Source organism: Streptomyces incanus (assembly GCF_042656345.1).
In the GTDB taxonomy this organism is placed as follows: Bacteria; Actinomycetota; Actinomycetes; order Streptomycetales; family Streptomycetaceae; genus Streptomyces; species Streptomyces incanus.
In genome coordinates, this window is the sequence record NZ_JBHSPC010000028.1 from 1 (window position 1) to 26,524 (window position 26,524).

General features: G+C 70.2%; 23 protein-coding genes and 2 pseudogenes. 3 read left to right on the forward strand and 22 right to left on the reverse strand.

The window, feature by feature from the left end:
- Positions 1 to 366 (forward strand): annotated as a pseudogene (locus ACFP2V_RS10810) (hypothetical protein); the annotation flags it as partial.
- Positions 367 to 759: 393 nt separating this feature from the next.
- Here the strand turns inward: ACFP2V_RS10810 and ACFP2V_RS10815 are convergent.
- The 4 genes from ACFP2V_RS10815 to ACFP2V_RS10830 all read right to left on the reverse strand — a co-directional run bounded on the left by ACFP2V_RS10815 (position 760) and on the right by ACFP2V_RS10830 (position 8,684).
- Positions 760 to 2,241 (reverse strand): UvrD-helicase domain-containing protein, encoded by a 1,482-nt coding sequence (locus ACFP2V_RS10815; RefSeq protein WP_381209134.1) that lies wholly within the window; start codon positions 2,239 to 2,241, stop codon positions 760 to 762.
- 228 nt (positions 2,242 to 2,469) lie between these two features.
- Positions 2,470 to 2,733, reverse strand: a complete 264-nt coding sequence (locus ACFP2V_RS10820; RefSeq protein ID WP_381209137.1) for a helix-turn-helix transcriptional regulator — start codon at positions 2,731 to 2,733, stop codon at positions 2,470 to 2,472.
- A gap of 636 nt (positions 2,734 to 3,369) precedes the next feature.
- Positions 3,370 to 4,797: an IS701 family transposase gene (locus ACFP2V_RS10825; protein ID WP_417801228.1), complete on the reverse strand. Its 1,428-nt coding sequence runs from the start codon at positions 4,795 to 4,797 to the stop codon at positions 3,370 to 3,372.
- Between the two features lie 167 nt (positions 4,798 to 4,964).
- Positions 4,965 to 8,684, reverse strand: a complete 3,720-nt coding sequence (locus ACFP2V_RS10830) for a hypothetical protein (RefSeq protein ID WP_381209143.1) — start codon at positions 8,682 to 8,684, stop codon at positions 4,965 to 4,967.
- Positions 8,685 to 8,900: 216 nt separating this feature from the next.
- Between ACFP2V_RS10830 and ACFP2V_RS10835 the strand changes: the two genes are divergently transcribed.
- Complete coding sequence (locus tag ACFP2V_RS10835; protein WP_381209146.1) at positions 8,901 to 9,029, forward strand: hypothetical protein; 129 nt, start codon at positions 8,901 to 8,903, stop codon at positions 9,027 to 9,029.
- Between the two features lie 755 nt (positions 9,030 to 9,784).
- Here the strand turns inward: ACFP2V_RS10835 and ACFP2V_RS10840 are convergent.
- The 14 genes and pseudogenes from ACFP2V_RS10840 to ACFP2V_RS10905 form a co-directional block, all read right to left on the reverse strand.
- Positions 9,785 to 9,946, reverse strand: a pseudogene (locus tag ACFP2V_RS10840) (magnesium chelatase domain-containing protein); the annotation flags it as partial.
- A gap of 1 nt (position 9,947) precedes the next feature.
- Positions 9,948 to 10,352: a YraN family protein gene (locus ACFP2V_RS10845; protein WP_381209149.1), complete on the reverse strand. Its 405-nt coding sequence runs from the start codon at positions 10,350 to 10,352 to the stop codon at positions 9,948 to 9,950.
- Between the two features lie 100 nt (positions 10,353 to 10,452).
- Complete coding sequence (locus ACFP2V_RS10850) at positions 10,453 to 10,761, reverse strand: DUF2469 domain-containing protein (protein ID WP_003965949.1); 309 nt, start codon at positions 10,759 to 10,761, stop codon at positions 10,453 to 10,455.
- 104 nt (positions 10,762 to 10,865) lie between these two features.
- The gene (locus ACFP2V_RS10855) at positions 10,866 to 11,420 is read right to left on the reverse strand and encodes an NUDIX hydrolase (protein ID WP_381209152.1); all 555 of its coding nucleotides are present in this window, start codon (positions 11,418 to 11,420) and stop codon (positions 10,866 to 10,868) included.
- Positions 11,410 to 12,195 (reverse strand): signal peptidase I, encoded by a 786-nt coding sequence (lepB, locus tag ACFP2V_RS10860; RefSeq protein ID WP_381209155.1) that lies wholly within the window; start codon positions 12,193 to 12,195, stop codon positions 11,410 to 11,412. Before lepB (ACFP2V_RS10860) ends, ACFP2V_RS10855 begins: the two co-directional genes overlap by 11 nt.
- A 78-nt stretch (positions 12,196 to 12,273) precedes the next feature.
- Positions 12,274 to 13,266, reverse strand: coding sequence for a signal peptidase I (gene lepB, locus ACFP2V_RS10865; protein WP_381209158.1), 993 nt, complete (start codon positions 13,264 to 13,266; stop codon positions 12,274 to 12,276).
- Positions 13,154 to 14,248: a signal peptidase I gene (lepB, locus tag ACFP2V_RS10870; RefSeq protein WP_381209161.1), complete on the reverse strand. Its 1,095-nt coding sequence runs from the start codon at positions 14,246 to 14,248 to the stop codon at positions 13,154 to 13,156. Before lepB (ACFP2V_RS10870) ends, lepB (ACFP2V_RS10865) begins: the two co-directional genes overlap by 113 nt.
- Complete coding sequence (gene lepB / locus ACFP2V_RS10875; RefSeq protein WP_381209164.1) at positions 14,241 to 14,993, reverse strand: signal peptidase I; 753 nt, start codon at positions 14,991 to 14,993, stop codon at positions 14,241 to 14,243. Before lepB (ACFP2V_RS10875) ends, lepB (ACFP2V_RS10870) begins: the two co-directional genes overlap by 8 nt.
- 33 nt (positions 14,994 to 15,026) lie before the next feature.
- Positions 15,027 to 15,377 (reverse strand): 50S ribosomal protein L19, encoded by a 351-nt coding sequence (gene rplS / locus ACFP2V_RS10880; RefSeq protein ID WP_381209167.1) that lies wholly within the window; start codon positions 15,375 to 15,377, stop codon positions 15,027 to 15,029.
- A 131-nt stretch (positions 15,378 to 15,508) separates the two neighbouring features.
- On the reverse strand, positions 15,509 to 16,342 hold the full coding sequence (gene trmD, locus ACFP2V_RS10885) for a tRNA (guanosine(37)-N1)-methyltransferase TrmD (protein WP_381209170.1): 834 nt from the start codon (positions 16,340 to 16,342) through the stop codon (positions 15,509 to 15,511).
- Entirely contained in the window at positions 16,342 to 16,929 is a 588-nt protein-coding gene (gene rimM / locus ACFP2V_RS10890; protein ID WP_381209173.1) for a ribosome maturation factor RimM, read from the reverse strand. Before rimM ends, trmD begins: the two co-directional genes overlap by 1 nt.
- 81 nt (positions 16,930 to 17,010) lie before the next feature.
- Positions 17,011 to 17,250, reverse strand: a complete 240-nt coding sequence (locus ACFP2V_RS10895) for an RNA-binding protein (protein WP_381209176.1) — start codon at positions 17,248 to 17,250, stop codon at positions 17,011 to 17,013.
- A gap of 2 nt (positions 17,251 to 17,252) precedes the next feature.
- The gene (gene rpsP / locus ACFP2V_RS10900; protein WP_381209179.1) at positions 17,253 to 17,672 is read right to left on the reverse strand and encodes a 30S ribosomal protein S16; all 420 of its coding nucleotides are present in this window, start codon (positions 17,670 to 17,672) and stop codon (positions 17,253 to 17,255) included.
- Positions 17,673 to 18,009: 337 nt separating this feature from the next.
- Positions 18,010 to 18,612, reverse strand: coding sequence for a hypothetical protein (locus tag ACFP2V_RS10905; RefSeq protein ID WP_381209182.1), 603 nt, complete (start codon positions 18,610 to 18,612; stop codon positions 18,010 to 18,012).
- 607 nt (positions 18,613 to 19,219) lie between these two features.
- Here ACFP2V_RS10905 and ACFP2V_RS10910 point away from each other — a divergent pair.
- A complete protein-coding gene (locus tag ACFP2V_RS10910; RefSeq protein WP_381209185.1) occupies positions 19,220 to 20,119 on the forward strand; it encodes a methyltransferase domain-containing protein in 900 nt (299 codons plus the stop codon).
- A 96-nt stretch (positions 20,120 to 20,215) separates the two neighbouring features.
- On the opposite strand, the gene ffh is transcribed toward ACFP2V_RS10910, so the two are convergent.
- From ffh to ACFP2V_RS10930, 4 genes are all read right to left on the reverse strand, one after another.
- Complete coding sequence (gene ffh / locus ACFP2V_RS10915) at positions 20,216 to 21,766, reverse strand: signal recognition particle protein (RefSeq protein WP_381209188.1); 1,551 nt, start codon at positions 21,764 to 21,766, stop codon at positions 20,216 to 20,218.
- A gap of 220 nt (positions 21,767 to 21,986) precedes the next feature.
- Positions 21,987 to 24,476 carry a [protein-PII] uridylyltransferase gene (locus ACFP2V_RS10920; RefSeq protein WP_381209191.1) on the reverse strand — a complete coding sequence of 830 codons (2,490 nt, stop codon included), beginning with the start codon at positions 24,474 to 24,476 and terminating at the stop codon, positions 21,987 to 21,989.
- A 28-nt stretch (positions 24,477 to 24,504) separates the two neighbouring features.
- A complete protein-coding gene (locus ACFP2V_RS10925; protein ID WP_381209194.1) occupies positions 24,505 to 24,843 on the reverse strand; it encodes a P-II family nitrogen regulator in 339 nt (112 codons plus the stop codon).
- Positions 24,840 to 26,180, reverse strand: a complete 1,341-nt coding sequence (locus ACFP2V_RS10930; RefSeq protein ID WP_381209197.1) for an ammonium transporter — start codon at positions 26,178 to 26,180, stop codon at positions 24,840 to 24,842. The genes ACFP2V_RS10925 and ACFP2V_RS10930 overlap by 4 nt, the downstream gene beginning before the upstream one ends.
- Positions 26,181 to 26,524 lie beyond the last annotated feature (344 nt).

Genomic DNA, 26,524 nt, shown 5'->3' on the forward strand with positions numbered 1-26,524 from the left:
CATACCTTCGACACCACCATGGCAACCCACCCCGTACTGACCGGGATGACCCGCCATGATCTCGACCAACTCACCACTGGTGTAAGCAGGTTGATCGACCAGCTCCCCACCGGTCAGCGCCCCAGGCACCGCAAACTCGCCGTGGAAAACATGATCTGGGCCACCCTCCTTGATCAGCGCGGGCTTCCCTGCTCGCTGACCGCCCATCTGTTCCGGGTCGGCGAGAACCAGATCCGCGCCCTGATCAAGCAGGTCCGCCCCCTGCTTCAGCAGCACGGCCACCGCGCAGAACCACTACCCGTCCGGCTCATCGACCCCAGCCAACTCGCCACGTACGTCATGCACGCAACATCAACGCCAGGATGACGCGACACGCCTCATTAATTAATCGACGCCCCCTAAACGCCCTCTCAGAGGGCGTTTAGGGATGGATTGTGGCGCTAAGTCGCTCCTGCGGCCAGCAGTCTTCGGGTTGATTCGCACCTTACGCGCGCCTTCACGGCTTTCCGGGTGCCGGCTTGTGTGCCCGTTTGATCAGCTTATCGGAGCTGGATTCCGTCTGGTTTAGCAATGGGGCGGAAGGTTCTCACCAGTGCGGAACTTCCAGGCATTTCAGGCTGTGCGCGGTGCCGATTAATACGGCAAAGCGGGTCAAAATACCTATCGCGAATCAACATCAAACGCCCTCTCAAGGCAGCAGGCGCTGTCTGTGGCACAGTTGGCCGCCTACGGAGCCGATCAGGCGGCACGTCAACTGTGTCACCGGGCCATGGGCGGGCTGTCAGGGTGTTGGTTGATCCAGGCCAGGCCGGTGGGGTCGAGGTGGTGGCGGGCGCGGGTGACGGCCACGTAAGCCAGGCGGGCTTCAGCTTCGTCGATCGGGCCCGGTACGGGGTGGCCCGAGGCATCGACCTCGTCTGTGTCGGGGGGAGGCGTGAAGTCGGGGGCAATGCGCACGCGGGCCCATTCCCGGCCTTTGGCTTTATGGGCAGTGGAAACGGTGACCTGGGCGTGGGCTTCGGGAGCAAGGCGGTTCACGGCGTGGAGGATGGCGTCGGGGCCATGCTCGTCGACGAGATTGGCGAAGGGTTGCAGGTCGCTTCCGGCTGGGTCGCGCTCGGCGTAGTCGCGCAGGGCCGCCCAGGTGGTGAACAGGACGAGTTCGGGGTGATGGGTGCGGCGGCCCTGGATGAGGTCGCTGGCGGCCTGGGCCAGGGCACGCAGTGCGTCACCGCCACCGGCCAGGGCCGTTTTGGTGCCGGTTTCGAGAAGGGCGAGGATTTCGGTGATGGCCCCGATGTTGGTGCGGCACAGGACCGCGTCCGGATGGCCTGAGTGCGGGCCGATGGTGGTGGGGATGCAGGGTGTTCCGGTGAGTTGGATCGGGGCCTTGCTGAGGGTGAGCCACCGGTTGGCTTCAGCGGCGAGCGCGGGGCCGAAGCGGAAGGAGCGGGTGAGGGTGAGGTGGCGGCCGGTGAAGCGGGTCATCACGTCGCGGGCGCCGCGCCAGCCGTAGATGGCCTGGGCGGAGTCGCCGACCATGACGATCTGGGTCCGCTCTCTTTGGGCCAGGACGATCTGCTCGAGCACGGGGTTGGTGTCCTGCGCCTCATCCAGCAGTAGAAAGTCGCCGTGCAGAACGGGGTCGGTCAAGGCCCACATCTTCAGGTAGTGGTCGTGCTCGAAGCGCACCATACCTGCATGGGGATCCTGCAGGTCAGCCCACGCCTTGCGGGCGTACGGCAGGAGCAGGTCGGCGAGTTCCGTGTGTGCTTCGTCCTCGTCGAGGCGCCGCAGGTGCGGGACGTGATGGTGGGCCAGTTCTGTGTCGGCGGACTGGCAGAAGCGGGTCACCGTCCGCAGTACCGCGTTGGACAGCGTCGCGGGCATGAGGTCGATCTCGCTGATACGTACGGGGGTGTTGATCCCCAGGTCCTGGCCGATTCTCCAGCCGGGCTTGCGGGGGCCGTTGAGGCGGCTGCGGTAGCGGTGACCGAGGGCAGCGTAGGCCAGGGAGTGGGCGGTTCTGCACTGCACGGTGGCGGGAAAGCGGGCGGCTGCATCCAGGGCGATGGCCCGGTTGAAGGCGAGGTAGCGCCCGCGGCGGCCGGGCATCTGCTCGCCGAGGAAGGCAAGCGTGGAGGTTTTACCCGTCCCGGCGCCGGCCTGGATGGCCAGATGGTCGCCGCTTTGGAATGTCTCGAGGGCCGCAGCCTGTTCGTCGGTGGGGATGAAGGGCATCAAGGGACCTCTCCGGAAGCCGTGACGGCCCGCGCGGAACAGCGGGCACACAGAATCGACCTGCCCGTGGCGCAGGTGCCGGAGCCAAACGTGCCAACGGACACGCCCAGCGCCCGTGCACGCGCCGCCCGAACCCTTCGATGTGGTGACAAGAATGAGACGTACACCCGGTTCAAGGGCAGTTATTCGAGACGGGCTTCTCCTTCGGGTGACCTGCGGATGCCTCGCTCAACGCCCGGAACTCGGAGGTTCGTGGCCGGCGCAAAGCGGGTCGAGGAGCTCACCCAGCGGGATGGTGAAGGCATGGGCGAGGGCGTGCCAGGTGGCCAGTGTGCCGATGGTGCGGCCCTGTTCGATCTCGATGAGGGTGCGACGGGACAGGCCGCTGCGGGCGGCGAGTTCGTCGTAGCTCCAGCCGCGGGAGGCGCGCAGGCGGGCGAGGGATTGCCGCAGTGCCGTCGGGTCGGGTTCCGGCGGCAGGGAGATCGTCACCGGTCTATCCGACGGTGCAGACCCCTGCCCTGACAGTGCAGACCTCTGCCCTATTTTGCGGGGTAAGACCCCAAGTCGCCAGGGCAGAGGTCTGCACTACGGTGGCCGCGCCCGGAGCCGCCCCGCGAGGAGGACCGGGGACACTCGCATACCGGCTTGGAGGGACCGATGACCATCACCCAGTCCTCACGCGCCTGGACCGTCACGATCAGCAGTCCGTCCGGGCAGCCCATGCTGAGCTGCAGCGCTTGCCCCTTGCCCACGCTGGCGGCGGGTGTCGTGGTCCGGGAGATCCGCCGACACCTTGCTCGCCATCTCATGGAGTCCCGGTTGCCGCCGCACCTGCGTACCTGCCAGTGCCGCGACAAATCCTGTGCATGGCACCGGCGTCAAGGTCCCTGCGCCGGCCAGCTGCGGCTTCTGCTCATCCGGGCGGACCGAGGGCGGACCTGGCACCTTGCTGACACCTGCGACGCGTGCGCTGCTGCCATCCCTGACGCCGCCACCGTCCCTGAACCCCCAGTGCGGGCCGCTGTCGACTCCGACGCGCAGGCCCCCAGGGGCGGGGACCTTCCAGAGGAGCCCCCAGAGTGGGGCGAAGCTCAGTGGTGAATGCCCACCTCTGTCAGAGTCAAGCTACCGGTGATTTGTTAAACCGGGGAGTAGAGGCTCACGGTGTGCCCGGTGGTGACCGCGTCGATCAGGCTCTGGAGCTCGGTCGGCGGGGGCGCCGTGGACCAGGCCCGCCACCAGCGCTGCAGCGCGACCGCGGGGGTCAGCCAGCCGCGGACGGCGCGGATCGCCTTCGGCCAGCACGGCGGGACCGATATGTTCCCCCCTCTCTCCGGCGTCGGTGTCCGATGCCGGTGCCGACGTTGCCTCAGGTTCCGGGTCGGTGAGCCAGGTCTCCCAGCAGAAGGTGAACGCGCAGTTGACCAGGGTCTGGTGACGACGGATCGCGGCATCGGAGCGGACCTGGAAGTCGGCCCAGCCCAATTCGTCCTTGACCTGCTTGTAGCCCTGCTCGATCCAGGTGCGGATGCCGTAGATCCGTACGATCTCGGCCAGGTCCGCGGGCGGGTGGGGGGACTCGGCGGCGCGGGGCGAGCCGGGCCGGGGCAGGTCGGTGGCCAGGTACCAGGTGGCCTTCTCCGGCAGGGTGGCCGGGTCGGTGGTGGCCACCACCAGCCGCGTCAGGCCGTCCGGTCCCCAGAAGCCCAAGGTGGCATCGGCGGCCCACCAGATGGCGGTGTGCCCGTCGCGGAAGGTGCGCACCACGGGCGTCCAGTCCCCGGGCTCCCCGGGGCCGTCCCAGGCCAGCTCGCGGGCGGCGTCCACCGGGGTGCGGGCCTGGTCACCGTAGGCCCAGATGCCGCGGCGGCGTTTGACTGCCATGACGAACGGCACGCCTACGGCGTGCAGTTCGCAGCGGAAGTCGTCCAGGTCGCCGTAGGCGCCGTCGGCCACCGCCGCCCGGAAGGGGAATCCGGCGGCCCGGGCCCGGCCGGCCAGCTCCGCGGCGATCTTCCACTTGGTGCGGAAGGCCGGGTCGCTGCGGCCCCGTTCGAAGTGGTGGGCCGGGGTGTAGGGCACCGCGTGCAGCGGATAGTACAGGCGCTCGTCCGCCCACAGCGTGGTCACCGTGACCACACCGTTGTCGGTCTTGCCGTACCGGCCCAGCCACTGCCGCCCGACGTGCGCGGTCGTGGTGCCATCCTTGCGGTCCCCGGAGTCGTCGATGACCAGCACCCCATCGGCGTGCGGGACCGTCGCCGGATCGGCCCGCAGCAGCTCCAGCCGCCGCGCGTTGACCCGCTCGGGGTCCCAGCGCGACTCGGAGAGGAAGAACTGCAGCCGCTGCACCCCCGAGTGCTGGGCCCCCACGATCGGCTCCGCTCCGGCCAGGCAGGTCAGCGTCTTGTTCCGATCCCGCGGCAGCAGCAGCCCGGCCAGGTACTCCCGGAACCCACGCCGCTGCGCCAGCGAGGAGAAGAGGTCGTCGAACCGGGTCGCATAGCCCTCCAGCGGTCCCGGCGCCGGCGGGCACGGACGCCTCGCGGTCACCATCGCGACCACCTCCGGCCTGCGGAAATCCCCCACCTACCGGCCTACCGCGGACCCTGCCCCAAGTCAACAAATCACCGGTAGTGGGCCTCGGCATCAGAACGGGCATAGGTCCTGGTGATCATGAAATTGCGACCGTGTGTCGCCTGCGCGGTTCGGCATGCGAGTCAGCCATTCGGCAGTGGAAGCCCGCGGTGAGTAAAGACAATGTCTCTCACGCGTTCCACCGCAGCTGGGGCGAGGCGAGCCAGAACGGGCAAGGCGCAGTGCCAACCGTCGCCCGCGAGCGCGCTGGCCGTGAGCTGCCGCGCATTCCGAGCCATTTCCGTCGTGTCGGGGGGAATCTGCATCTGGGCAAGCGTTCGAAACGTCTCGGTGAAGGCGGTGCTGGTGGACGCCGAGACGGCCCGGATGCCTGCCGGTGTCCGGGTGAGATAGCCGGCCACAGCCGCGAATGCCTCGGCACGGTCGTACGGAACGTTGTGGCGGCTTGCACGATGCCGCGCAGCCTCAAAGTCGCCGAGTGCCGCGTGAGCGATAGCTATGGCCCCTACCGGCAGCCCCCACGGGGCGCTGCCGGTCGACCTCTGCTCCCACGACGTCAGCGTGCTGTGGGCGTCGTCGCGTTCTTCTCGGGCATGCAGGAGGAGCACCGTAAGAAGGTCCTCCGTATCCAGCCAGGTCTCTGATTCCTTGAGTTTTTGCGCCACGTGTTCGGCGGCCTGGTTAAGGCGGTCAGCGCATTCGGCGTCTGCATCGGCGATGGCGGCGAAGAGCTCACTGAGCTCGGCCATACGACCGCTCCAACCACGCGGTGAGGCGTCCGCGGTCAGGAGGCGTTCTCGTTGGCGGTCGATGAGGTCCACGGCGGTGGCCGCGTCATAGGAGCGCAGCCCGGCCGCGACGGCCACGAGCCCGCGATGCCTTCTGTTGTGATCCGCCGGGCCGGTCTCCTCGGCGAGTGCCAAGGCACGGTCACGTTCGCCGACGTGGGCCAGGGCCTGTGCGGCGGCGCCTTTCGCGTCAGCTACCTCCCGGCCCGGAGCACCGTCGAAGAAGGAAAAGTTGCCGGTGCCTTTCAGCGTCTGGGCACGGTCGGCGGCCTCATACGCCAGTCGTCGCGCATCCTCGAGATGCCCGGTCCGTGAGGCTGAGGCGGCTGCCGCGGCAGCAAGCGCCTGCACTTGATCGACCGGGTCCCACAGACTCCGAGCCAACTGCGCGCCGTCACCTTGTCGGCCGATGGCCGAAAGCGCGGCGCACAACGAGATGAGCCAGGTCTCCCGTGGCGGGGTGCGTCGATTTCCTCGGTCTTGGGGAGATCCGAGTGCTTCCAGCGCCTGAGACAAGCGCTGGCTCGCCTCGTTGAACTCGTCGCGGTCCGCGAGCCGGTATGCCTGCTGGGCCAGCGTCTCTGCTGACGGCTCCTCTCCTGGGTCGTCGAGGCCATCGGCGAGCACGGCTCGGGCCCCGGCGAGCATGTCCATCCCCATTAGTCCCGTATGCCTCTCCTCCGGCACACAGGCCACGAGGTCGCGTGCACGGTCCACCGACCCGGTGTCTACCAGGGCCCGTACGACGGTGGTCAGTATGGGAGCGAGGAGCATGGTCAGATCGCCTCCGTCGTCGTCCGGCAAGGCTTCGGGGCCGCTCAGCGCAGCTTCTAGGCGCCGCGCCGCCTGCTCAGCCAGGGTGTTCGCCTGGTCCGGACGGACGGCGGCCAGAGCCGAGGCCGCGGAAGCATCGACGGCGCAGGCGGTCAGACGTGAGGGGAAGGCCCGGGCGTACTGGCTGATCCGTTCGTACATCCAGTCGACTCGCGCGCCTTCGGCAGCCACGGCGATGGCGGCCCATGCCGACACCGGCGCGCTCGGATCGGCCGGAGAGCCAGCGGCCAGCTCGTCGGCATACCGCTCGGCCTGGTCCAGCAATTCTTCCGCTAGAGCGGGGTTGTGGGAACGGGCGGCGAAGGCGGCCCGTGCCACCACGGTGGACCCAGACTCGTCGCCAGCTGCTGCCGACGCCCCGAGCTTTCCAAGCAGTTCGCGGCCTTGGCGCAGCTCACCGACGACCATCAGTGCTACGGCCGCCTCCCCGGTGGCCTCCTCCGCCTCCTGTTCGTCACCGCTGGGCGGCGCGCTCTCCTGTCGGGCCCGGTCGGCCCATCGTGCGGCCTCCGCTGCGGCCTCAGCGGCGAGCTGGTCGCCAACTTCGGCCAGCACACGGGCCACCTTCGCCAGCCGGACAGCCTTCTCTGCCGGATAGGGTGCGACGAGCGCAAGATCCATGGCACGCCGAGCGTGTCTCAGACGGGCGAACGCCATCGGGACACCTGGGGGCAGGGCCCTGGCTCGCTCGGCGAGGATGGCCGAAGACGCCGCGAGTGCCGCCAACTCCACCAAGTCGTCGGGGCATTGGCGTCGGACCGTCTCGGCGGTCAGCTCGATATGGGAGAACGCGGTATCCAGCGAGGCGCGCTCCAGCAGGGCACGTTGACGATGTGGGTCGAGGGCGATCGTGGTCAGCCGCTCCAGATCGCCGACGCTGTGCAGCATGCGCGGGTAGTCGTAGAGCAGGTAGGACGGAGTGTCGGACGGCCATTCCCGGGCGCGATAGCCATCCGCCCACGCGTGCAACTGCCTCTCGAACCCGGTCACATCGCCCAAGGAGGTCAGGGCCTCCTGACGAAGCTCCTCGTGGCCCAGCGCATGAACGTGCAGGGCGGTCGGAGAATCGGGCACACCTACCTGGCCGTGGTTGCCGGGGATGAAACTACGGCCGGTGATTCCCCGCAGGAGCCGGTCAACCCTGAACGGGCGCACCCCGACAAGGGTCGCCAGGTCGGCGGCCGTGAGGCCACCGCGGGCCGCCACCAGCAAACCGAGCAGCGGGACTCCGACCTCCTCGTCGTCCAACAGCCGACGCAGCTCACGCCGTGCGAAGGTGCTGATGCCTGTGGCGTGAGACCACGGAACAAGTGTGCGGATGACGTCCCGGGCGCGTAGGGGGTGGTCGGGGGGAACGTCGTCCGGAACGGGTGGGCTGGGCCGGCCGGTGACCACTACACGCATACCGGCCGGCGGGACCCTCGGCAGCAGGGCGGCAATGCTCAGCCCGCCGGACACCGCTCCCTGGTCCTCGTCCAAGCCGTCCACGATCAGCACCAGGCGCCGACCCCTGCCCTGGCACGCCTCCGCCGCGGCCCGGCACAGACTAGGGAAGTCCTCGGGACGGCTTCCCACGGCTCCAGCGTCCCGCCGGGCGACCAGCGCCAGTTGCCGCATCACCGTCTCGAGGAATGTCTGCCTGTCGTTGCGGCCCAGGCGATCGGTGATGAAGCAGGACACCACCTCCACGCCGTCCGGCCGGTGCCGGACCGCGAAATCAGAAACCAGGGCTGACTTACCTGCCCAGGGAGGCGCCTGCCACCACATGTACGCGGATGCGCCAGGGAGATCCGGTCCGGAACAGAACGCGGTCAGTTCCCGTAGCTCGTCGTCCCTCTCCAGCAACTGCGCCGACAGGATGTGCTCCTCGATCCAGGCGGTGTAGCTCTCGTCCCCACGCTGTCGTGCCCTCGCGGGCGGGAGAGGCGAGCGGGGAGGCTGGGCTCGTTCCAGGAGCGTGCGCCACCAGCCCTCGTGACACGGCTCACCAGCCCATGCGCTCCACTGCCGGACCACGGCGATCAGGTGATCGCTGCTGCTCGGATCTGGGGTCTTCGCCCTGTCCCACTCGGGGTGCAGCCACTCCGCCAGGCGCCGGTCCATCGTCGAATCCCGGCCACCGACCGCACGGGCGAGAGCACGACGCGAATGCCTGTGCCCGGTCTCCCTGCTGTACCCGGCGATGGCTCTGACCTCCAGGGCCCGCAGCGCGTCGTACAACTCACGAGCCTTGGACGACTTCCCCACCCACGCCACCTTCCCCATGTGCCCGCCTGCCCCCGCTGCCCGCATCGGGGCACGACGGGCACGCCGATGACCAGGAGCGTAGAGGCAGTTCTCCCGCCTTGCCCGCTCTTTCGGACACCCACCACCCACACGCGGCACGGTCATCCATGTCCGGCCCCACCGGCCGGCGACCACCGAGGAGAGGAACACATGAACATGACCACGCCCATCGCCCGCAAGCTGGGCCGTGCCGCGCTCTTCAGCCTGGTCCGCGGCGCGTGCTGGGCACTGGGCTCAGCACTCGTTGCGGGCATCCTGTGGTGGGCCCAGCACCAGTAGCCGAACGAAAGGTACGCCTGGGTCCCGACCCCGGCCCAGGCGTATCCGGGGTGAGCGAGTCGGCCACGCTCTCACTCGCCGGTACGTGGTGCGGGGGCCGGGCTGTCGCCATGCCTCGGGGACCAGTCGGCCAGGGCAGCAGCGGCTCGAGTCGTTATTCATGATCCACGGCCGAGTATTCACACCGTCCCGAACGGCTGAATCATCACACCAACTACCATCGACCAGGGCATCCCACCAAGATCCTTTATGAGCTCTAAGGTCGTCCGGAGCCGCTGGGAGACAGAGCACTCCTCGCCGACGCCGTACTCTTCCTGCCTACCAGCGCGCGGCACCCAAGCCAGCCAGGTTCACTTCTAGGCCGCCGCCGGCACGCTGGCGGTGGCCCGGAAGGTGCGGGGCTCTCCTCAGCCCCGGAGGGCGCCACTCAGAGGCCTCACCGAGGCTCTGAACCTTGCCGCTGACGAAGCCACCAGCCTGTTCAACAGGCTCAGGCCGCCGGACACAGAAGCGTCCGGCAGGAATGTCGGGCCGAGTCAGACACTCTCACCTGGAGCCGACGGGACTGAAGAGGCTGAGCAATTCTGAGCCGAGGGCATCCAGGAGCACGACTGGGTTTTCTTCCTTCAACGGTCGATCAGCACACGAAGGAAACCTGGCCGCTTCACCTGCCCGAACAAACCGGACGACAGCGGCCTCCTACAGAGGCAACTGGCGACGAGGGCTCAGCCTGAACACATTGACTTGACAGGGAAGACGACCGCTGCCCTGACCCGGTCGCGGCTCTCCGTCAGGCTCTTGTCCGGCAGCCCCACCAGTGTGAACGCCGCCACTCCCGGTTCCAGGTCGGCCTGGACCTCCACGACCACGCCCTCGACGCCGACCAGCGCCACCGAACACGTACGGGCGAACCCCATCTCAGGCCACCCCCCGGACATGCTCGACCCGGGGCGCGCCCCGCTCCGGCAGCAGGACGCCGACCAGGTCGATGCGGACGCCGCCGGGCGGTGCTCCCCCATGCTCCTGGAGCCAGCGTTGCGCCAGGCCACGCAGGCGGTCCGCCTTGGCGGGGGTGACCGCTTCCATGGGGTGCTGGAAGGACACGGCCCTGCGGGTCTTCACCTCGCAGACGACGAGGACGTCGCCGTCCCTGGCCACGATGTCGATCTCGCCGGTCCTGCCGCAGCGCCAGTTGCGCTCCAGGACCGTCATTCCGGCCTGCGCCAGCCGCCGCGCGGCCAGCGCCTCGCCGTACCTGCCGAGTGCGCTGCGTGCCTGCTGTTGTGGGTTCACGTCGGCACCACCTCCGGCGCCAACCGTCACGCAGCCGGCCATCCGGAGTGGATCTTGGTGGACAACCCGGCGGTTGTGGAAAACTCCGTCATCCGCCGGGGTGCATCATGTCCCCGCCGGGGCCCCCAGGTCACCCGCCCGGGAGCTCCAGGTCGCTCTTGTTGAGCTCCTCGATGTTCACGTCCTTGAATGTCAGGACGCGCACCTGCTTCACGAACCTGGCCGGCCGATACATGTCCCAGACCCAGGCATCCGCCATGGACACCTCGAAGAACACCTCGCCCTGGACCGAGTGCACCTGCATCTCGTAGTCGTTGGTCAGATAGAAGCGGCGCTCGGTCTCGATCACGTATTTGAACAGACCGACGACGTCGCGGTACTCCCGGTAGAGCTTCAGCTCCATCTCGGTCTCGTACTTCTCGAGGTCCTCGGCGCTCATGGCATGTTCCCCTTCACCTGTGCGATCCCACCATTGTGCGCCAGTCCCAGGGGTCGCCGTCCCCGAACCGGGCCGACCCGCCGGACGGCCCCCGGGGCCTGCGGCTAGACGATCTCGGTGTCCAGGGTCACGGGTCCGGCCGGGGGACCCTCGTCGAGCAGGGTGCGCAGCAACTCGGCGAGTCTCGTCGGGTACACCGTCTCACGGGCCCGAGCCAGTTCCGGGCATGTCCACCAGCGTGCTCCGGTGACACTGCGCCGCTCCAGCTCGGTCAGTGCCGTGGCCCCGGTGGCCGTCCTGGTGGTGCGGGCGAGGTAGTACCACTCGTCCTGGTCCCAGCGGCGGCCCGCGAACGGGAAGGAGCACGTCCGCCGCCACAGCACGGGCCCCAGCTCCACCTCCGTGATGCCGGTCTCCTCCGCGAGCTCCCGCAGCGCCGCCTGCTCACGGGTCTCGTCACCCTCCACGCCACCGCCGGGTGTGAACCACCAGTCGTCGGCGGGGTCGTCCGGCTCATGGCCGTGCAGCAGCAGGATGCGGTCCCTCGGGTCCAGCAGGACGACGCGGGCGACCCTGCGCAGCCCGCCCCCGCCCGCGCCCGCGCCCGCGCCCTGACCCTCGTAGGAATCGCCGGTGGCGTGGGACGTCTCAGCGGGCACCGGCCGCCCTCGCTCCCGCGTCCGCACGACGGGCTCGGGAGGCGCCGGCCCGCTGGGCGAGCGGACCGTACGCGGCCCCGCCGAGGATGAGCACGGCACCGCCGATGACCATGGCAGCGACCGTCGGCAGCGGCCCCGGCGCGGAGAGTTCGCCGAGCTTCTCGAAGCCTGTCGGGGCCTCCAGCATGCCGTCCATCGGCCAGATCACCGCATCGACCCGGGCCTCGACCGCCTCGCGGGAGACGGTGCCGTTCGCGGTGTCGGTGAGGTGCGAGGTCGAGTCCAGGGAGCCGCTTCGCTCGTCACCGAGCAGGAACAGCCGGCCCTTCGGCACGGCCACCTCCGGGAAGGCGCCCAGCCCGGTCGCCTCGTCCTCGAAGAGATACGGCTCGTCGATCTCCGTACCGTTGACCTTCAGCGTGCCGTCCTGCCCGGTGGAGACGGTGTCCCCGCCGACGGCGACCACCCGCTTGACGACCGGTACGTTTGCCCAGTTGTCGTCCCTGAAGACCACGACGTCGCCGCGGCGGACGTCGCCGCCGTCGACGCGCTGGGCCAGCACCCGGTCACCGGGATCGATCGTCGGCGCCATCGAGGGGGTGGGCACGGTGTACGGCAGGTACACCAGCGCTCCCCAGACGAACCCGCCGAGGAACAGCACCAGACCCAGCGCCACGGCCAGTGAGGACAGTCGCTGCCCGGTCCGACTGCCCGCCGGGCCCCGGCCCGCACCGGCGCCCCGCGAAGCCGTACGTGTCGTGCTCTGACCAGTCATGGGCGGCACCCTACCCGGCAGTACCGAACCGGGTCAGCCCCTCCTTCGGGCGACCACCTCGGCGGCCGCCCGCGGCGCTCAGGCCTTGGACCCGTCCTCGCGCCGGCCGTCCCACCTGCGCCGCCACAGCACCAGCGGCACCGCACCCACGAGCGCGATCCCCTGGGGTGCCACCGTCAGCGCCCCGGATACCGATGCCTGCGTGCCCAGCGCCGGCTGGTCGAAGGTGCCCGGGACCTCGAGCATGCCCCAGCGGCCGACCGGCCAGGCGATGACGACGGCACGGCCGACGACGTCGCTCACCGGGACCATGCCGTGGTTCTTGTCGGCCTGGTTGTAGCGGGAGTCCCGGGAGTTCTGCCGGTGGTCGCCCATGACCCAGATCTTGCCCTCGGGGACCTCGACCTTGAACTGGCCGCCCTGGTCGTCCTGGCTGCACGGGGTGTTGCCCGGGTAGACGTAGTCCGCCTCGTTCAGGGCGACGCCGTTGACCGTCAGCGGGCCGGTGCCCTTGCACTCGACGACGTCGCCGCCGACCCCGACGACCCGCTTGATCAGGTCCTTCTCCTCCGCGGACGGCATCAGACCGATCCAGCTGAGGACCTTCTGCAGCGGGTTGGCTGCGGGCGTGGGTTCGCCCGCCAGCCATGCGTCCGGGTCGTGGAAGACCACGACCTCGCCGCGCTCGGGCTCGGAGCCGAACCAGGGGGTGAGCTTGTCGACCAGGACACGGTCGCCCTGCTGCAGGGTGTTCTGCATCGAGTCCGAGGGGATGGAGAACGCCTGCAGCAGAAACGTCTTGATCAGCAGCGCCAGGACCAGGGCGATACCGACCAGGATGGGCAGCTCCTTCCAGAAGGAGCGTGGTTTCTTCTGCTCGCGGGGCGGCTCGTCCTGTCCTCGGCCGCCGCTCTCCGACCGGTCGTCCGCCACTCTTCCCTCTCCTGCCGCCGGGGAGTCACTCCCGAAGGTCACGGCGCCGTCCTCGACCGGGACGAAGGGCTCCGCGGGACGCCCGCGGTGCTCCTCGCCGTCGGCTCCGGACCGTGCGCCAACCGCCACATCCCCCACGCCAGCTCCTCACTCTGTGCCGCCGCCTGCCCCATGCGCGGCGCAGGCCCACTACTCCCATAACGAGCGGGAGTTCCGCAGGGCTCGGGAGCTGAATCATTCCGTTCGAATCATCCGGGGCAACCCTATGCGACAGTTGGGCGGCAGCGGTCGACCCTGGCGTCGAGTCCGACACGGACGCGTAGGCCGTCGGTTCGTCCAGCATGTTCCAGTGACCGAACGGCCAGGCGATGACCATGGCCCGGCCCACCACCTCCTCCTCGGAGACGGTGCCCCCGTAGCCGGTGTCCTGGTGGGCGCGGGAGTCGGCGGAGTTGGACCGGTGATCGCCCATCACCCACAGGCGCCCCTGGGGCACGGTGACGTCGAACGGCGTCGTGGACGGGGCGTTTCCCGGGAAGAGGTAGTCACCCTCCTCCAGGGGCACCCCGTTGACGGTGACCCGTCCCTGTGTGTCGCAGCACTGGACCTGGTCGCCGCCGACCCCCACGACCCGCTTGATGAGGTCCTTCTCGTTCTCCGAGGGCAGCAGGCCGATGAAGGTGAGTCCGGCCTTGACCTGCTTGATGCCGACCGGGTCCGCCTTCTGGGGGGTGGGCTGCTCGTCCTGCAGCCAGCCGCCGGGGTCCTTGAACACGACGACGTCCCCACGCTGCGGCTTGGAGCCGAACCACGGGGTCAGCTTGTCCACCAGGACACGGTCGCCGATCCGGATCGTCTGCTCCATGGAGCCGGACGGGATGACGAAGGCCTGGACGAGGAACGTCTTCAGCACCAGCGCTATCAGGACGGCGACCCCGATGAGCAGCGGTATCTCCTTGACCGCGCCGTGCCGACGGCGCCGCTTGACCTTCCGCTGGAGCTTGCGCCGGTCGGCCCGGCTGCGCCCGCTCGACGCGCTCACCGCGCGGCGCGCACCGGTGGGCAGCAGGTTGTCCGCGGCGCTCGCCGGGACGCCGCGGGGTTTGCCGCGGTTACCCATGGGTCCCCTCCCCCGGGTGCGCCGCGTTCGCCCGGTCGGTCGGCACCGGAGCCGGCACGCGCGCGTAGGCGTCGGGGCGGTGCAGCCGAGTGGCGCGGCCGAAGGGCGAGACGATCCAGTCGGCACGGCCGATCACCCTGCTCACCGGGATCATGCCGCCGCCGGGCGAACCGAGATGGTCACGGGAGTCGCTGGAGGAGCCGCGGTGGTCGCCGAGGACGAACAGGCGCTTCTCGGGAACGACGACGTCGAAGGGCACCGTGGAGGCGCTCTCGCCGGGGAACAGGAAACCCGACTCGTCGACCGACCGGCCGTTCACCCGGATCCTCCCGTCCTTGTCGCAGCAGACCACGTGGTCCCCGCCCACACCGACAACGCGCTTGATGTAGTCGGCGTCCCCGAAATACCCGGTGCCGTCGAACACAACCATGTCGCCGCGCTGCGGTCCGGCACCGAAACGGTATGCCAACTTGAGTACGAGAACACGGTCCCCGGCCCTCAACGCGGGCTCCATCGATCCGCTGGGAATCTGGAACGGCCGGGCCACGAAGGTGCTGAACGCCAGCAGGAGCAGCAGCACGAGGAGCAGGGCCGCGGTGCTCCGTCCCCCGGGGAGCCATCCCACGAGATGCCCTGCCAACGCGGAACGCGACCGTCCCTCCGGGCCCGGGGCCCCCGAGGTGTCCTCGGGTCCGGCCGGGTGGGGGGAGCGGTCGCGCTCCGTCGACTGTGCTTCGCTGTCCATCGAGGCCAGATGTTATCCGGCCTCGGGAAACGCTCAGTTCTCGCGCTTCTCCTTGATCTTCGCCGCCTTGCCGCGCAGCTCACGCAGGTAGTACAGCTTGGCGCGGCGGACGTCGCCCTTGGTGACGAGCTCGATCTTCTCGACGATCGGGGTGTGCACCGGGAAGGTGCGCTCGACGCCGACGGAGAAGGAGACCTTGCGGACCGTGAAGGTCTCGCGCACACCGGCACCCTGGCGGCGGATCACCACGCCCTTGAACTGCTGCACACGGGAGCGGGTGCCCTCGATGACGCGCACGTGGACGTTGACGGTGTCACCGGGACGGAAGTTCGGGAGGTCGCTGCGCAGCGACGCGGAGTCGACGGAGTCGAGCAGGTGAGACATTTCGTCTGCTTTCTTCGCTGATGCCGCAGGTCATCAACGGCAATTGGGGTTCGGATCGGGGTATGCGGTTCGAGGCGGGCGTCGTGTCCCCCTGCGGCAGGGGCGCACGCCGGACAACGCACAACAGCGGCTTATTCTTCCACGTCGCCGGTCCTGCGCCAAAATCGGCCGTACGGCTCCCCGGCCGGGTCCGGCTCCCAGCCCAGGATGGAGAGCATCTCGCGGTCCTTCTTGTCGAAGGCCTTGGGCTCACAGCGCTCGATGAGGTCGGGCCGGTTGGCCGTGGTGCGCCTCAGCGCCTCGTCGCGCCGCCAGCGGGCGATCTTCCCATGGTGGCCGCTGAGCAGCACCTCGGGAATCCCCCGGCTGCGCCAGACGGGCGGCTTGGTGTGTACGGGGCCTTCCAGGAGGCCGGCCATGGCGCCCGGGGCGAAGGAGTCGTCCCGGTGGGACTCGGCGTTGCCCAGAACACCGGGCAGCAGCCGGGCCACGGCCTCGGTGACGACGAGGACGGCCGCCTCGCCGCCGGCCAGGACGTAGTCGCCGATGGACACCTCGTACACCGGCATGCGGGTCGCGTACTCGTCGACGACGCGCCGGTCGATGCCCTCGTAGCGGGCCGGGGTGAAGATCAGCCAGGGACGCTCGGAGAGGTGGACGGCGAGTTCCTGGGTGAAGGGGCGGCCGCTGGGGGTGGGGACGATCAGGGCGGGCGTGTGCACGCCGGCCTCATAGCCGTCCGCCAGGATCTCGTCGAGCGCCTCTCCCCACGGCTCGGTCTTCATGACCATGCCGGGGCCGCCGCCGTACGGGGTGTCGTCGACGGTGTTGTGCCGGTCGTGGGTCCAGGAGCGGAGGTCGTGCACCTGGAGGTTCAGCTGTCCACGCGCGCGCGCCTTGCCGACGAGGGAGACGTTCAGCGGTTCGAGGTACTCGGGGAAGATGGTGACGACGTCGAGCCGCATCACGCCTCGTCCCGCGAAGCAGCGTTCTCGTCCCGCGCTGAGGCGCCGTGTTCATCGGCGACTTCGTCGCGGGCGGACCGGTCGTCGATGAGGCCCGGCGGCGGGTCGATGACCGCGCGCTGTTCCTCGAGGTCGATCTCGGTGACGATCTGCTCCACGAACGGCACGAGCACCTCGCTGCCGTCGGGGCGCTCCACCACGAAGAGGTCCTGCGTCGGCAGGTGGGCGATCTCGGCGATCCGGCCCACCGGCTGCCCGTCCCGGGTGACGACGTCGAGGTCCATCAGCTGGTGGTCGTAGTACTCGTCCTCGTCCTCGGGCTGCTCGTCCGGGTCGATCTCGGCGATGAGGAGGGTGTTGCGCAGCGCCTCGGCGCCGGTGCGGTCACGGACGCCCTCGAAGCGCAGCAGGAGGCGTCCGCTGTGCACCCGGCCGGTCTCGATGGTGAGCGGTCCGGCGGAGGCGGGATCGGTGGCCAGGACGGCACCGGGCCCGAGTCTCAGCTCCGGCTCGTCGGTGCGGACCTCCACGGTGACCTCGCCCTTGATGCCGTGGGCACGGCCGATGCGAGCGACTACCAGCTGCACTGTGCTTGATCTCCTGTCGTACGACGACGGGCCGGGGACGGCCCTGAGGCCCTCCCCGGCCCGAGCCGGTTGCGCTGAGCGTCAGCGGACGTGGTCCACGTCGACGAGGTCGACACGGACACCGCGGCCGCCGATGGCGCCCACGACGGTGCGCAGGGCGCGTGCGGTGCGGCCGTTGCGGCCGATCACCTTGCCGAGGTCGTCCGGGTGGACCCGGACCTCGAGCACACGCCCGCGGCGCAGGTCGCGCGAGGCGACCTGCACCTCGTCAGGATGGTCGACGATGCCCTTCACGAGGTGCTCGAGAGCCTCCTCGAGCATGCTCAGGCCTCGGTCGACGTGGACTCGGCCGGGGCCTCGTCCTTCTTCTCGGTCTTCTTCTTCTGGGTGATGGCCTCACCCTTGCCCTCGTCCTCGCCGCCGAGCGCCTCGAACGACGGGCGGCCGGTCTTCTCGGCCTGCTGGAGCAGCGGAGCCGGGGCGGGCTCGCCCTTGTACTTCTGCCAGTCGCCGGTCTTCTTCAGGATGGCGAGCACGGGCTCGGTCGGCTGGGCGCCGACGCCGAGCCAGTACGCCACACGCTCACCGTCGACCTCGATCACCGACGGGTTGTACGTCGGGTGGTACTTGCCGATCTCCTCGATGGCCCGGCCGTCACGGCGGGTACGGGAGTCGGCGACGACGATGCGGTAGTGAGGCGAACGGATCTTGCCCAGACGCTTCAGCTTGATCTTGACTGCCACGGGAGTGGGTTCTCCTGGATTTTGACGTGGTTGGGCACGGCGAGACGGCCGCGTGGGGTTGCGGTACCCGAGTGCCCGATGGACGCGTCAGCCGGAGGAGAGAGGGTTCCTGTTCGGCCGTCGAGTACAGCTGACCATTCTGCCACACCCTGCGGGACGCCGGGGACCGCGGGTGCGGCAGGCCTCCCCGGGCACGCCTCGCCGGCACCCGGCGTGACGGAGACCGTGCCGCCGCGCCGGGTGCCGGCGAGGCGGCCCGACTGCCGCGGATGCGCGGGCGTGGACGGCATCCGCGCATCCGATGTGCGTCCGGCACCCACGAGATGCCGGATTGCTGTCAGCTCGCGGCCGCGGCCACCCCCTCGGGGATCCGGAACGGCTTGCCGCAGCCGCCGCAGACGATGGGGGCCTGCGCCAGGACCGACGGGACGACCCGCACATTGCGACCGCAGTCGCAGACGGCCTTGACGCGCACACCACCGCCGGACGAGCCATGTCGCGCCGCCGGACCGCGGAAGCTGCGGGCGGTGTCGCCCGCGGTCGCGGCGGAGTGTGCCTTCAGGGCGCGTTGGAGGCGCTCGGTCGTCGGACGGTAGCGGCGCTTCGCCTCCGGGGTGAGGGAGACCAGCGAGAAGCCGCTGCTGGGATGCGGCTCGTCGGGGTGGTCCAGGCCCAGTTCCTCGGCGATCGCGAGGAATCTGCGGTTGTGGTAGCGGCCGGCGCGGGAAGTGTCGCGTACGCCGCGTGCGGCGGCGATGCCATGGACTGCCTCGTGCAGCAGTCGCTCGAAGGAGAGCTCGTGACCGCACGCGGACGACGACTCCCCGATCAGGGACTCGGGCGCGGCAAGATCGGGCAGCTCGGGGTGGTACCGCTGAATATCGGCCCACGCCTGCGCCAGTTCTGCGGCGAGTACAGGTGGTGTCTGTGTCGTGCTCACGTAATGACAACGAGCCGGGGTGCCTCTGTGTTCCGATTCCGGGGCATCCCAAATAATTTGCCCTTACCCGTCAGTATGCGCTCATGCGTCCCGACGAGGGCGGGTGCGCTGATCTGCGGAGAAGCCTCACAGCTCACCTCAAGGTGGTGCGTAGGCTGACGTACACGGCCCCTCGGCCCGGGGCGTACGCGGCGTCCGCGCGCCGGTGCTCCCGTGACCCACGGATGCGCAAGGGGCGTTTCGGCCGCTCTCGCGACGGAGCGACCTCGGACCGGCTCCGGCCCCGCGGGCGCGTGCCACGGCCACGACGTTACCCCGCCCGCCGCCGACACCCGACACCGGCCCGTTCACCGCTCCCGCCGCCCGTCCCGGGCCCGTCCGCGATCACCGGTTTGTGGACCTTGGCCGAAACCATCCGGTCTCCCCCTGATTACCGGAATGTGAGTTCTTGCCACTGGCACGAGCGACTCCCAAGCCACCGCCCCGCTCCACTGGACGCCGGGTCGAGGGCGGAGTTTCCTGGCATGACGGGGGTAGTGCGAGCGCGCCGCGCGGGGGCGAGGCAATGGGCGGCGCGGCAACTCTCGGCTGATTGGGGCGCTTACCTATGACACCTACGCTCGTGCGGCAGCACCTTCCTCGCACAGGCCACGGCCCTCGCGTGGACCGGCAGGCACGCGCGCGTGACTGGTCCGAGATACAGGAGAGGATGCTCGTACCGCTCTACGAGGCCGTCTACGAGCGATTGGACGTGGGGTCCGGGACACGGCTGCTCGGCCTCGGCTGCGGTTCGGGACTCGCCCTGCTGAGGGCGGCCTCCCGGGGCGCCGAGGTCACCGGTGTCGACACCTCGTCGGGCCTGCTGGCCCTCGCGCGCGAGCGGCTGCTGCCCGCCGGGCGGGACGCACGCGCGCGTGCGAACGTCCGGATCGTGGACGGCTCCCTTGGGGGCATGGTCCGCGGGGGCACGGCGGACACGGCGGCTTCCGGCACGGACACGGCCGACGAGGACAGCCCCGCGTACACCGTGGTGACCGCCTTCGAACCCATCGGATGCCTCACGGGGGACGCGGACGGGCTGAGCGAACAGCTCGCCGAGGCGGTTCCGCTCGCCGGTCACGGAGCGGCCGTGGTGCTCACCGGCTGGGGCCCGCCGGAGCGCTGCGCCACAGCGTCCGTGCTCCGGGTGGCCACCAGGCTGGCGGAGCCGCTGCGCGGCACGGGAACCTGGCGCCCCGCGCACCGCGACGACCTGGAAAACGTCGCCCGGCGGGCCGGCCTCATGCCGGACGGTTCGGGACGGGTGGCCTGCCCCTTCGGATACGCCGACGCGGACAGCGCCGTACGGGGTCTGCTGTCGACGGGGCTGTTCGATCCGGCGATCGCGGCGACGGACCGGATACAGGTGGACAAGGAAATCGCCGAGGCGCTGCATCCGTACGAGCGACGGGACGGGACCGTGTGGATGCCGAACGTGTTCCGGTACCTGATCGCGCGGACACTCTGACACCGTCGCAGGCACTGCGTACCTACGTCACGGGGGGCACCCCTCGCCGAAGGGGTGCCCCCCGTGACGCGGGAAGGGCCGTTGGCGCCGGAGCGGTCAGCCCATGAACTTCTTGAACTCGTCCGGCAGTTCGAAGTCCTGGCTGCCCTGCTGCGGCAGCCCGAAGGCGTTGCCCCCCTCGGCCGCGGCGGCGCGGCGCTGGGCGGCCTCCTCCTCCTGCTGCTTGCGCTTCATCGGGTTGCCGGAGCGCTGCTTGCCCTTGGCCTGCTTCTGCTTCTTCTTCGCCCGGCCGGGACCGCCGCCCATGCCCGGCACCCCGGGCATCCCCGGCATGCCGCCGCCCTGGGCCATGCGGGACATCATCTTGCGGGCCTCGAAGAACCGCTCGACGAGATTCTTGACCGCGCTGACCTCGACACCGGAACCCTTGGCGATACGGGCGCGGCGCGAGCCGTTGATGATCGTCGCGTCCTGGCGCTCGGCCGGGGTCATCGACTTGATGATCGCGGCCGTGCGGTCGACGTCACGCTCGTCGAGGTTGTTGATCTGGTCCTTGATCTGGCCCATGCCCGGGAGCATGCCGAGCAACTTGGAGATCGATCCCATCTTCCGGACCTGCTCCATCTGGGCCAGGAAGTCGTCCAGGGTGAAGTCCTGGCCCTTCTTGGACGCCAGCTTGGAGGCCATCTTCTCGGCCTCGTCCTGGCTGAACGTCTTCTCCGCCTGCTCGATCAGGGTGAGCAGGTCACCCATGTCGAGGATGCGGGAGGCCATCCGGTCCGGGTGGAAGGCGTCGAACTCGTCGAGCTTCTCGCCGTTCGACGCGAACATGATCGGCTTGCCGGTCACCGAGGCGATCGACAGGGCCGCACCACCGCGGGCGTCACCGTCGAGCTTGGAGAGCACCACGCCGTCGAAGCCGACGCCGTCGCGGAAGGCCTCGGCGGTGTTGACGGCGTCCTGGCCGATCATCGCGTCGACGACGAAGAGGATCTCGTCCGGCGAGACGGCGTCGCGGATGTCCGCGGCCTGCCGCATCATCTCCTGGTCGATGCCCAGGCGGCCGGCGGTGTCCACGACGACGATGTCGTGGACCTTGGACTTGGCGAACTCGATCGAGTCCTTGGCGACCTTGACCGGGTCGCCCACGCCGTTGCCCGGCTCGGGCGCGTAGACGGCGACGCCGGCGCGCTCGGCGACGACGCTGAGCTGGTTGACGGCGTTGGGGCGCTGGAGGTCACAGGCGACCAGGAGCGGCGAGTGGCCCTGCTCCTTGAGCCAGTGGCCGAGCTTGCCCGCGAGGGTGGTCTTACCGGCACCCTGCAGACCGGCCAGCATGATCACGGTGGGCGGCTGCTTGGCGAAGCGCAGTCGGCGGGTCTCGCCACCGAGAATGGAGGTCAGTTCGTCATTGACGATCTTGACGAACTGCTGTGCGGGGTTGAGGGCCTTGGAGACCTCGGCGCCGAGCGCCCTCTCCTTGACGCTCTTGATGAACGCCCGGACGACCGGCAGAGCCACGTCCGCTTCGAGGAGGGCGATACGGATGTCGCGCGCCGTGGCGTCGATGTCCGCTTCGCTCAGCCGGCCTTTTCCGCGGAGGTTTTTGAAGGTCGCGCTGAGGCGGTCGGAGAGAGTATCGAACACGGCGGCGTCGGTCCTCGAGGTCGGGGGCGGAACTGGGCTGTCCTCCAGGGTATCCGGCCCGGCAAGCAAATCGCCCCGCCCGCTGCAGAGAGCGGGCAAGGACGGAAGCCCCGCGTCAGCGGGGAGCAGAGAATCCCGAGCAGCTTGCTGATGCCGCCCATCGGGCCATCCCCGCGCAGGCGAGGAACACATCCGATCAACGCACAGCCTGACCAGAAGGTCACGCCCGCAACGTCTCCTCCAGTTTCCGGGCCACCGCCACCGCCTCCTCGCCGGGAAGGGGCGTGCCCTCCAGGCAGGTCACGTAGAAGGCATCCACCGCGTTCGCCCCCAGCGTGCTCACATGCGCACTCCGCACCCTCACCCCCGCGTCCTCCAGGGCCCGCCCGATGCGGAACAGCAGCCCGGGGGCGTCCTGCGCGCGGACCTCGATCACCGTGGCGTGCCGGGAGGCGGCCGGGGCGACCGTCACGCGCGACGGTGGTGCGACCACGCCCCGGCGCGGGTGGGCGGCGTCGCGTTCGGCGAGGCGGCCGGCGATGTTCAGGGTGCCGTCCAGAGCGCGGACGAGGTCGGCGCGCAGGCGGGCGGCCTGGGGCAGCGAGCCGTACTCGGCGGCGACCCGCCAGTCGAGCAGCAGGACGGATCCTTCGACGCCCTCCGGCAGTTCGAGGGTGCGCAGTTCGGCGGTGCGTACGGTCAGGCGGTGCAGGGCCAGCACGCCGGCGACCGCGGGGAGCACACCCGCCTGGTCGGGTACGGCGATCAGCAGCTCCACGCCGAGGGGCTCCGGTTCGCCGGTCGGCTGCGGGGTGTCCGCCTGCCCGGCCGGGGACTCGGCGGGCGGCTCGGTCCGGGCGCGCAGGGACAGCACCGGGCCGCCGGTGGCGACCGCCTCGAGGGCGAGCCGTTCCTGTTCGGCGGTGGGCGCGGCGGCCTCGGGCTCCTCCGGCGGGTCCTCGGCCGGCACCGTCGAGACGCGTGTGACCAGGTCGGCGACGAGTGAGGCGCGCCAGGCCGACCAGGCAGCCGGTCCGGTGGCCAGTGCGTCCGCCTCGGTCAGGGCGTGCAGCAGCTCCAGGGTGCCCTGGGTGCCGACGGCGTCGGCGACCGCGCGCACCGTGGCCGGGTCGTCGAGGTCGCGGCGGGTGGCCGTCTCGACGAGCAGCAGGTGGTGGCGGACGAGGGTGGCGAGGACGCCCGCGTCGGCACGGTCGAAGCCGATCCGCGCGGCCATGTCCCGGACGATGGTCTCGCCTGCCACCGAGTGGTCGCCGGGCCATCCCTTGCCGATGTCGTGCAGCAGCGCGGCGACCAGCAGCAGGTCGGGCCGGTGCACGCGCCGGGTGAACGCGGAGGCGCGGACGGCGGTCTCGATGAGGTGCCGGTCGACGGTCCACAGGTGCACGGCGTTGCGCTGCGGACGGCAGCGGACCCGCTCCCAGTCCGGCAGCAGCCGCGTGATCAGGCCTTCCGCCTCCAGTGCTTCCCAGACGTCGACGGTGGGGCGGCCGGAGCCCAGCAGGGTCACCAGTTGTTCGCGGGCTTCGGCGGGCCAGGGTGTGGGCAGCGGGCGCACGGTGGCGGCGAGGCGCCGGACGGCGTGGAGGGACAGCGGGAGTCCCGCCTGCGCGGCGGCGGCGGCGGCACGCAGCGGGAGCACGGGGTCGTGTTCGGGGCGGGCGGCGCGGGCGAGTACCGCCTCGCCGTCCTGCTCGACGACGCCCTCGGCCAGCGGCGAGCGCTCGGCGCTCCGCTTTCCGCCGCCGATGAGGGCGCGCAGCCGCGGCCGCACGGCCCGGGAGCGCAGCACGCGGCCGACTTCGCGCCAGGTGACGTCGCCGGCGTACGCGATGCCGCGGGCGGCTTCGTACACCTGGCGCAGCAGGGTGTCGGCGTCGAGCAGGCCGAGTCCGGCGGCGACCTGGTCCTGTTCCTGGAGCGCGAGCCGGTCGGTGGCGCGGCCGGTCGTCAGGTGCAGCGCGTCCCGTACGTCGAGGAGCCGGCGGCGGGCGTCGGCGAGTCCCTCGCGCGGGGCGTCGGCGAGCCAGGAGGCGGCGACGGCGCGCAGCACGGTGGCGTCGCGCAGCCCGCCGCGGGCCTCCTTGAGGTCGGGTTCCAGGAGGTACTGCAGTTCGCCCTGCCGTTCGGCGCGTTCGGCGCAGAGTTCCTGGAGTTCGGGGAGGCGTTTCGGTGCCTGGTTGCGCCAGTCGGCCAGGACGGCGGTGCGCAGGGCGGCGGTGAGCCCGAGGTCTCCGGCGATGTGCCGGGCGTCCAGGAGGCCCAGTTGGACCTTGAGGTCCTCGCCGGCGGTGCGGCGGGCCTCGACCGGGGTGCGTACGGAGTGATCGAGGGCGATGCCCAGGTCCCAGACGGGGTACCAGAGCCGGTCGGCGAGGGTGGTGACGGCCCCGGGGTCGCTGCCGTCGTGCAGCAGGAGCAGGTCGAGGTCGCTGCGCGGGGACAGTTCGCCGCGTCCGTAGCCGCCGATCGCGATCAGGGAAGCCCCGCGCAGTTGTAGGGAAGCCCCGCGCAGTTGTTCGGCGCCCGCGGTGAACAGCCCGGTGAGCCAGTCGTCCGTGAGCCGGGCGAGGGCGGCACGGCGCGGCGGCCCGGACCGCCCCTCCTCGGTGAGGAGGCGCAGCCGGGCCGCCGCGTAGCCGCTGGGTCCCGAGCCCTGTGTCTCGTCGTGCGTGTCGGTGCTCGTCACCCGGCGACTCCTGTTCCGTCGGTCTGTCTCAGAGCGCTTCCGGGCCGCGCTCGCCGGTTCGGACCCGTACGGCCGTGTCGACCGGGATCGACCAGACCTTGCCGTCACCGATCTTGCCGGTGCGGGCCGCCTTGACGACGACATCGATCAGCTGCTCGGCGTCGGCGTCCTCGACCAGCACCTCGATGCGGATCTTGGGGACCAGGTCGACGGTGTACTCGGCACCGCGGTAGACCTCGGTGTGGCCGCGCTGGCGGCCGTAGCCGCCGGCCTCGGTGACCGTCAGGCCGTGCACCCCGAAGGCCTGCAGGGCCTCCTTGATCTCGTCGAGCCGGTGCGGCTTGACGACGGCGGTGATGAGCTTCATGCGTCCACCTTCCTGCTCTCGGCCTGGGCTGCGGGCGCCGTGGCGGTGCCGCGGGCGGCGCCGCCACCGGCACCGCTGTAGTCGTATGCGGTCTCGGCGTGCTCGGCCTGGTCGATGCCGGCCACCTCGTCGTCCTCGGAGACCCGCATGCCGATCGTCTTGTCCAGGAGGTAGGCGAGGATCGCGGAGACGCCCAGGGAGTAGGCGAGGACACCGAAGACACCGGCGCACTGCTTCCAGAACTGGTCGAGGCCGCCGCCGTAGAAGAGGCCCTCGACGTCGGACTGGCCCTTGCCGCTGGCGAAGAAGCCGATGAGGAGGGAGCCGGTGATGCCGCCGACGAGGTGGACGCCGACGACGTCCAGGGAGTCGTCGTAGCCGAACCTGTACTTCAGGCCGACGGCCATGGCGCACAGCACACCGGCGATGGCGCCGACGGCGATCGCGCCGAGCGGGGTGACCGCGCCGCCGGCCGGGGTGATGGCGACCAGGCCCGCGACCGCGCCGGAGGCGGCGCCGAGCGTGGTGAGCGTGCCGTGGCGGATCTTCTCGTAGGCGAGCCAGCCGAGGACGGCGGAGGCGGCGGCGATCTGGGTGTTGACGAACATCAGCGCGCCGACGCCGTCGCCGTTGCCGAGCCAGGAACCGGCGTTGAAGCCGAACCAGCCGAACCACAGCAGCGCGGCGCCGAGCATGACCAGCGGCAGGCTGTGCGGGCGCATCGGGTCCTTCTTGAAGCCGACCCGCTTGCCGATCACCAGGATGACGCCGAGCGCGGCGGCCCCCGCGTTGATGTGGACGGCCGTACCGCCCGCGAAGTCGATGACGCCCAGTTCGAAGGCCCAGCCGCCGGAGCCCCAGACCCAGTGCGCGACCGGGAAGTAGACGACGGTGGCCCACAGCGCGATGAACAGCGCCCACGCGGTGAACTTCACGCGGTCCGCGAGCGCGCCGCTGATCAGCGCGGGTGTGAGAACGGCGAACATCAGCTGGAAGACCAGGAAGACCAGGACCGGGATGGTGGAGCCGTCCCACAGTTCGGTCAGGCCGATGTTGCTGAGGCCGGCCCAGTCGGAGTTCCAGCCGACGACGCCGCCGGAGTCGGTGCCGAACGCCGTGGAGAAGCCGTACAGCACCCACAGAATGGTGACGATTCCCAGGCTGATGAAGCTCATCAGCAGCATGTTCAGGGTGCTCTTGACCCGGACCATGCCCCCGTAGAAGAAGGCCAGGCCTGGCGTCATGAGCATCACCAGCGCGGTACAGATGAGCATGAACCCTGTGTTGGCGGCAGAGAGCGCGGGCGCTTCTGCGGCAAGGGTGACGGCTGGTGCCATCGGCGTCTCCTCGTCGTGGGTACGGCCCCGTGCGGGCGAAGCCTGAGCGGGTCGTGAGGGGGTGGGCCGGTTCCGCGTCAAGAGATTCGCGCAGCGCCGTTTCGGTGGAAGCCCCTCGCTGTTTCGCCGCCGTGACGAAGGCACCCGGCGTGTTACGCGTCGATGAACTGCCGGATGCGGGAAGTGCCGATCGTTGTCCTGGCGCAATCTCCACCGCACGGCACCCCATGGCACCGCACGGCACCGCATGGCACCGCATGGCACCGCAACCATTGATTGAGCAACCACGACGGCGAGCAACCAGGTCCGCGAGAGCGGCGCCGGCTTGGGCGCAAAAAGGAAGC

Excerpts from the sequence above, each read along its gene's own strand:
- lepB (WP_381209155.1), bottom strand. The coding sequence starts at position 12,195 with ATGACTGGTCAGAGCACGACACGTACGGCTTCGCGGGGCGCCGGTGCG.
- ACFP2V_RS10815 (WP_381209134.1), bottom strand. The coding sequence starts at position 2,241 with ATGCCCTTCATCCCCACCGACGAACAGGCTGCGGCCCTCGAGACATTC.
- ACFP2V_RS10835 (WP_381209146.1), top strand. The coding sequence starts at position 8,901 with ATGAACATGACCACGCCCATCGCCCGCAAGCTGGGCCGTGCCGCGCTC.
- ACFP2V_RS10850 (WP_003965949.1), bottom strand. The coding sequence starts at position 10,761 with ATGAGCGCCGAGGACCTCGAGAAGTACGAGACCGAGATGGAGCTGAAG.
- ACFP2V_RS10930 (WP_381209197.1), bottom strand. The coding sequence starts at position 26,180 with ATGGCACCAGCCGTCACCCTTGCCGCAGAAGCGCCCGCGCTCTCTGCC.
- ACFP2V_RS10895 (WP_381209176.1), bottom strand. The coding sequence starts at position 17,250 with ATGCTCGAGGAGGCTCTCGAGCACCTCGTGAAGGGCATCGTCGACCAT.
- lepB (WP_381209164.1), bottom strand. The coding sequence starts at position 14,993 with ATGGACAGCGAAGCACAGTCGACGGAGCGCGACCGCTCCCCCCACCCG.
- trmD (WP_381209170.1), bottom strand. The coding sequence starts at position 16,342 with ATGCGGCTCGACGTCGTCACCATCTTCCCCGAGTACCTCGAACCGCTG.
- rplS (WP_381209167.1), bottom strand. The coding sequence starts at position 15,377 with ATGTCTCACCTGCTCGACTCCGTCGACTCCGCGTCGCTGCGCAGCGAC.
- ACFP2V_RS10910 (WP_381209185.1), top strand. The coding sequence starts at position 19,220 with ATGACACCTACGCTCGTGCGGCAGCACCTTCCTCGCACAGGCCACGGC.
- ACFP2V_RS10925 (WP_381209194.1), bottom strand. The coding sequence starts at position 24,843 with ATGAAGCTCATCACCGCCGTCGTCAAGCCGCACCGGCTCGACGAGATC.
- lepB (WP_381209161.1), bottom strand. The coding sequence starts at position 14,248 with ATGGGTAACCGCGGCAAACCCCGCGGCGTCCCGGCGAGCGCCGCGGAC.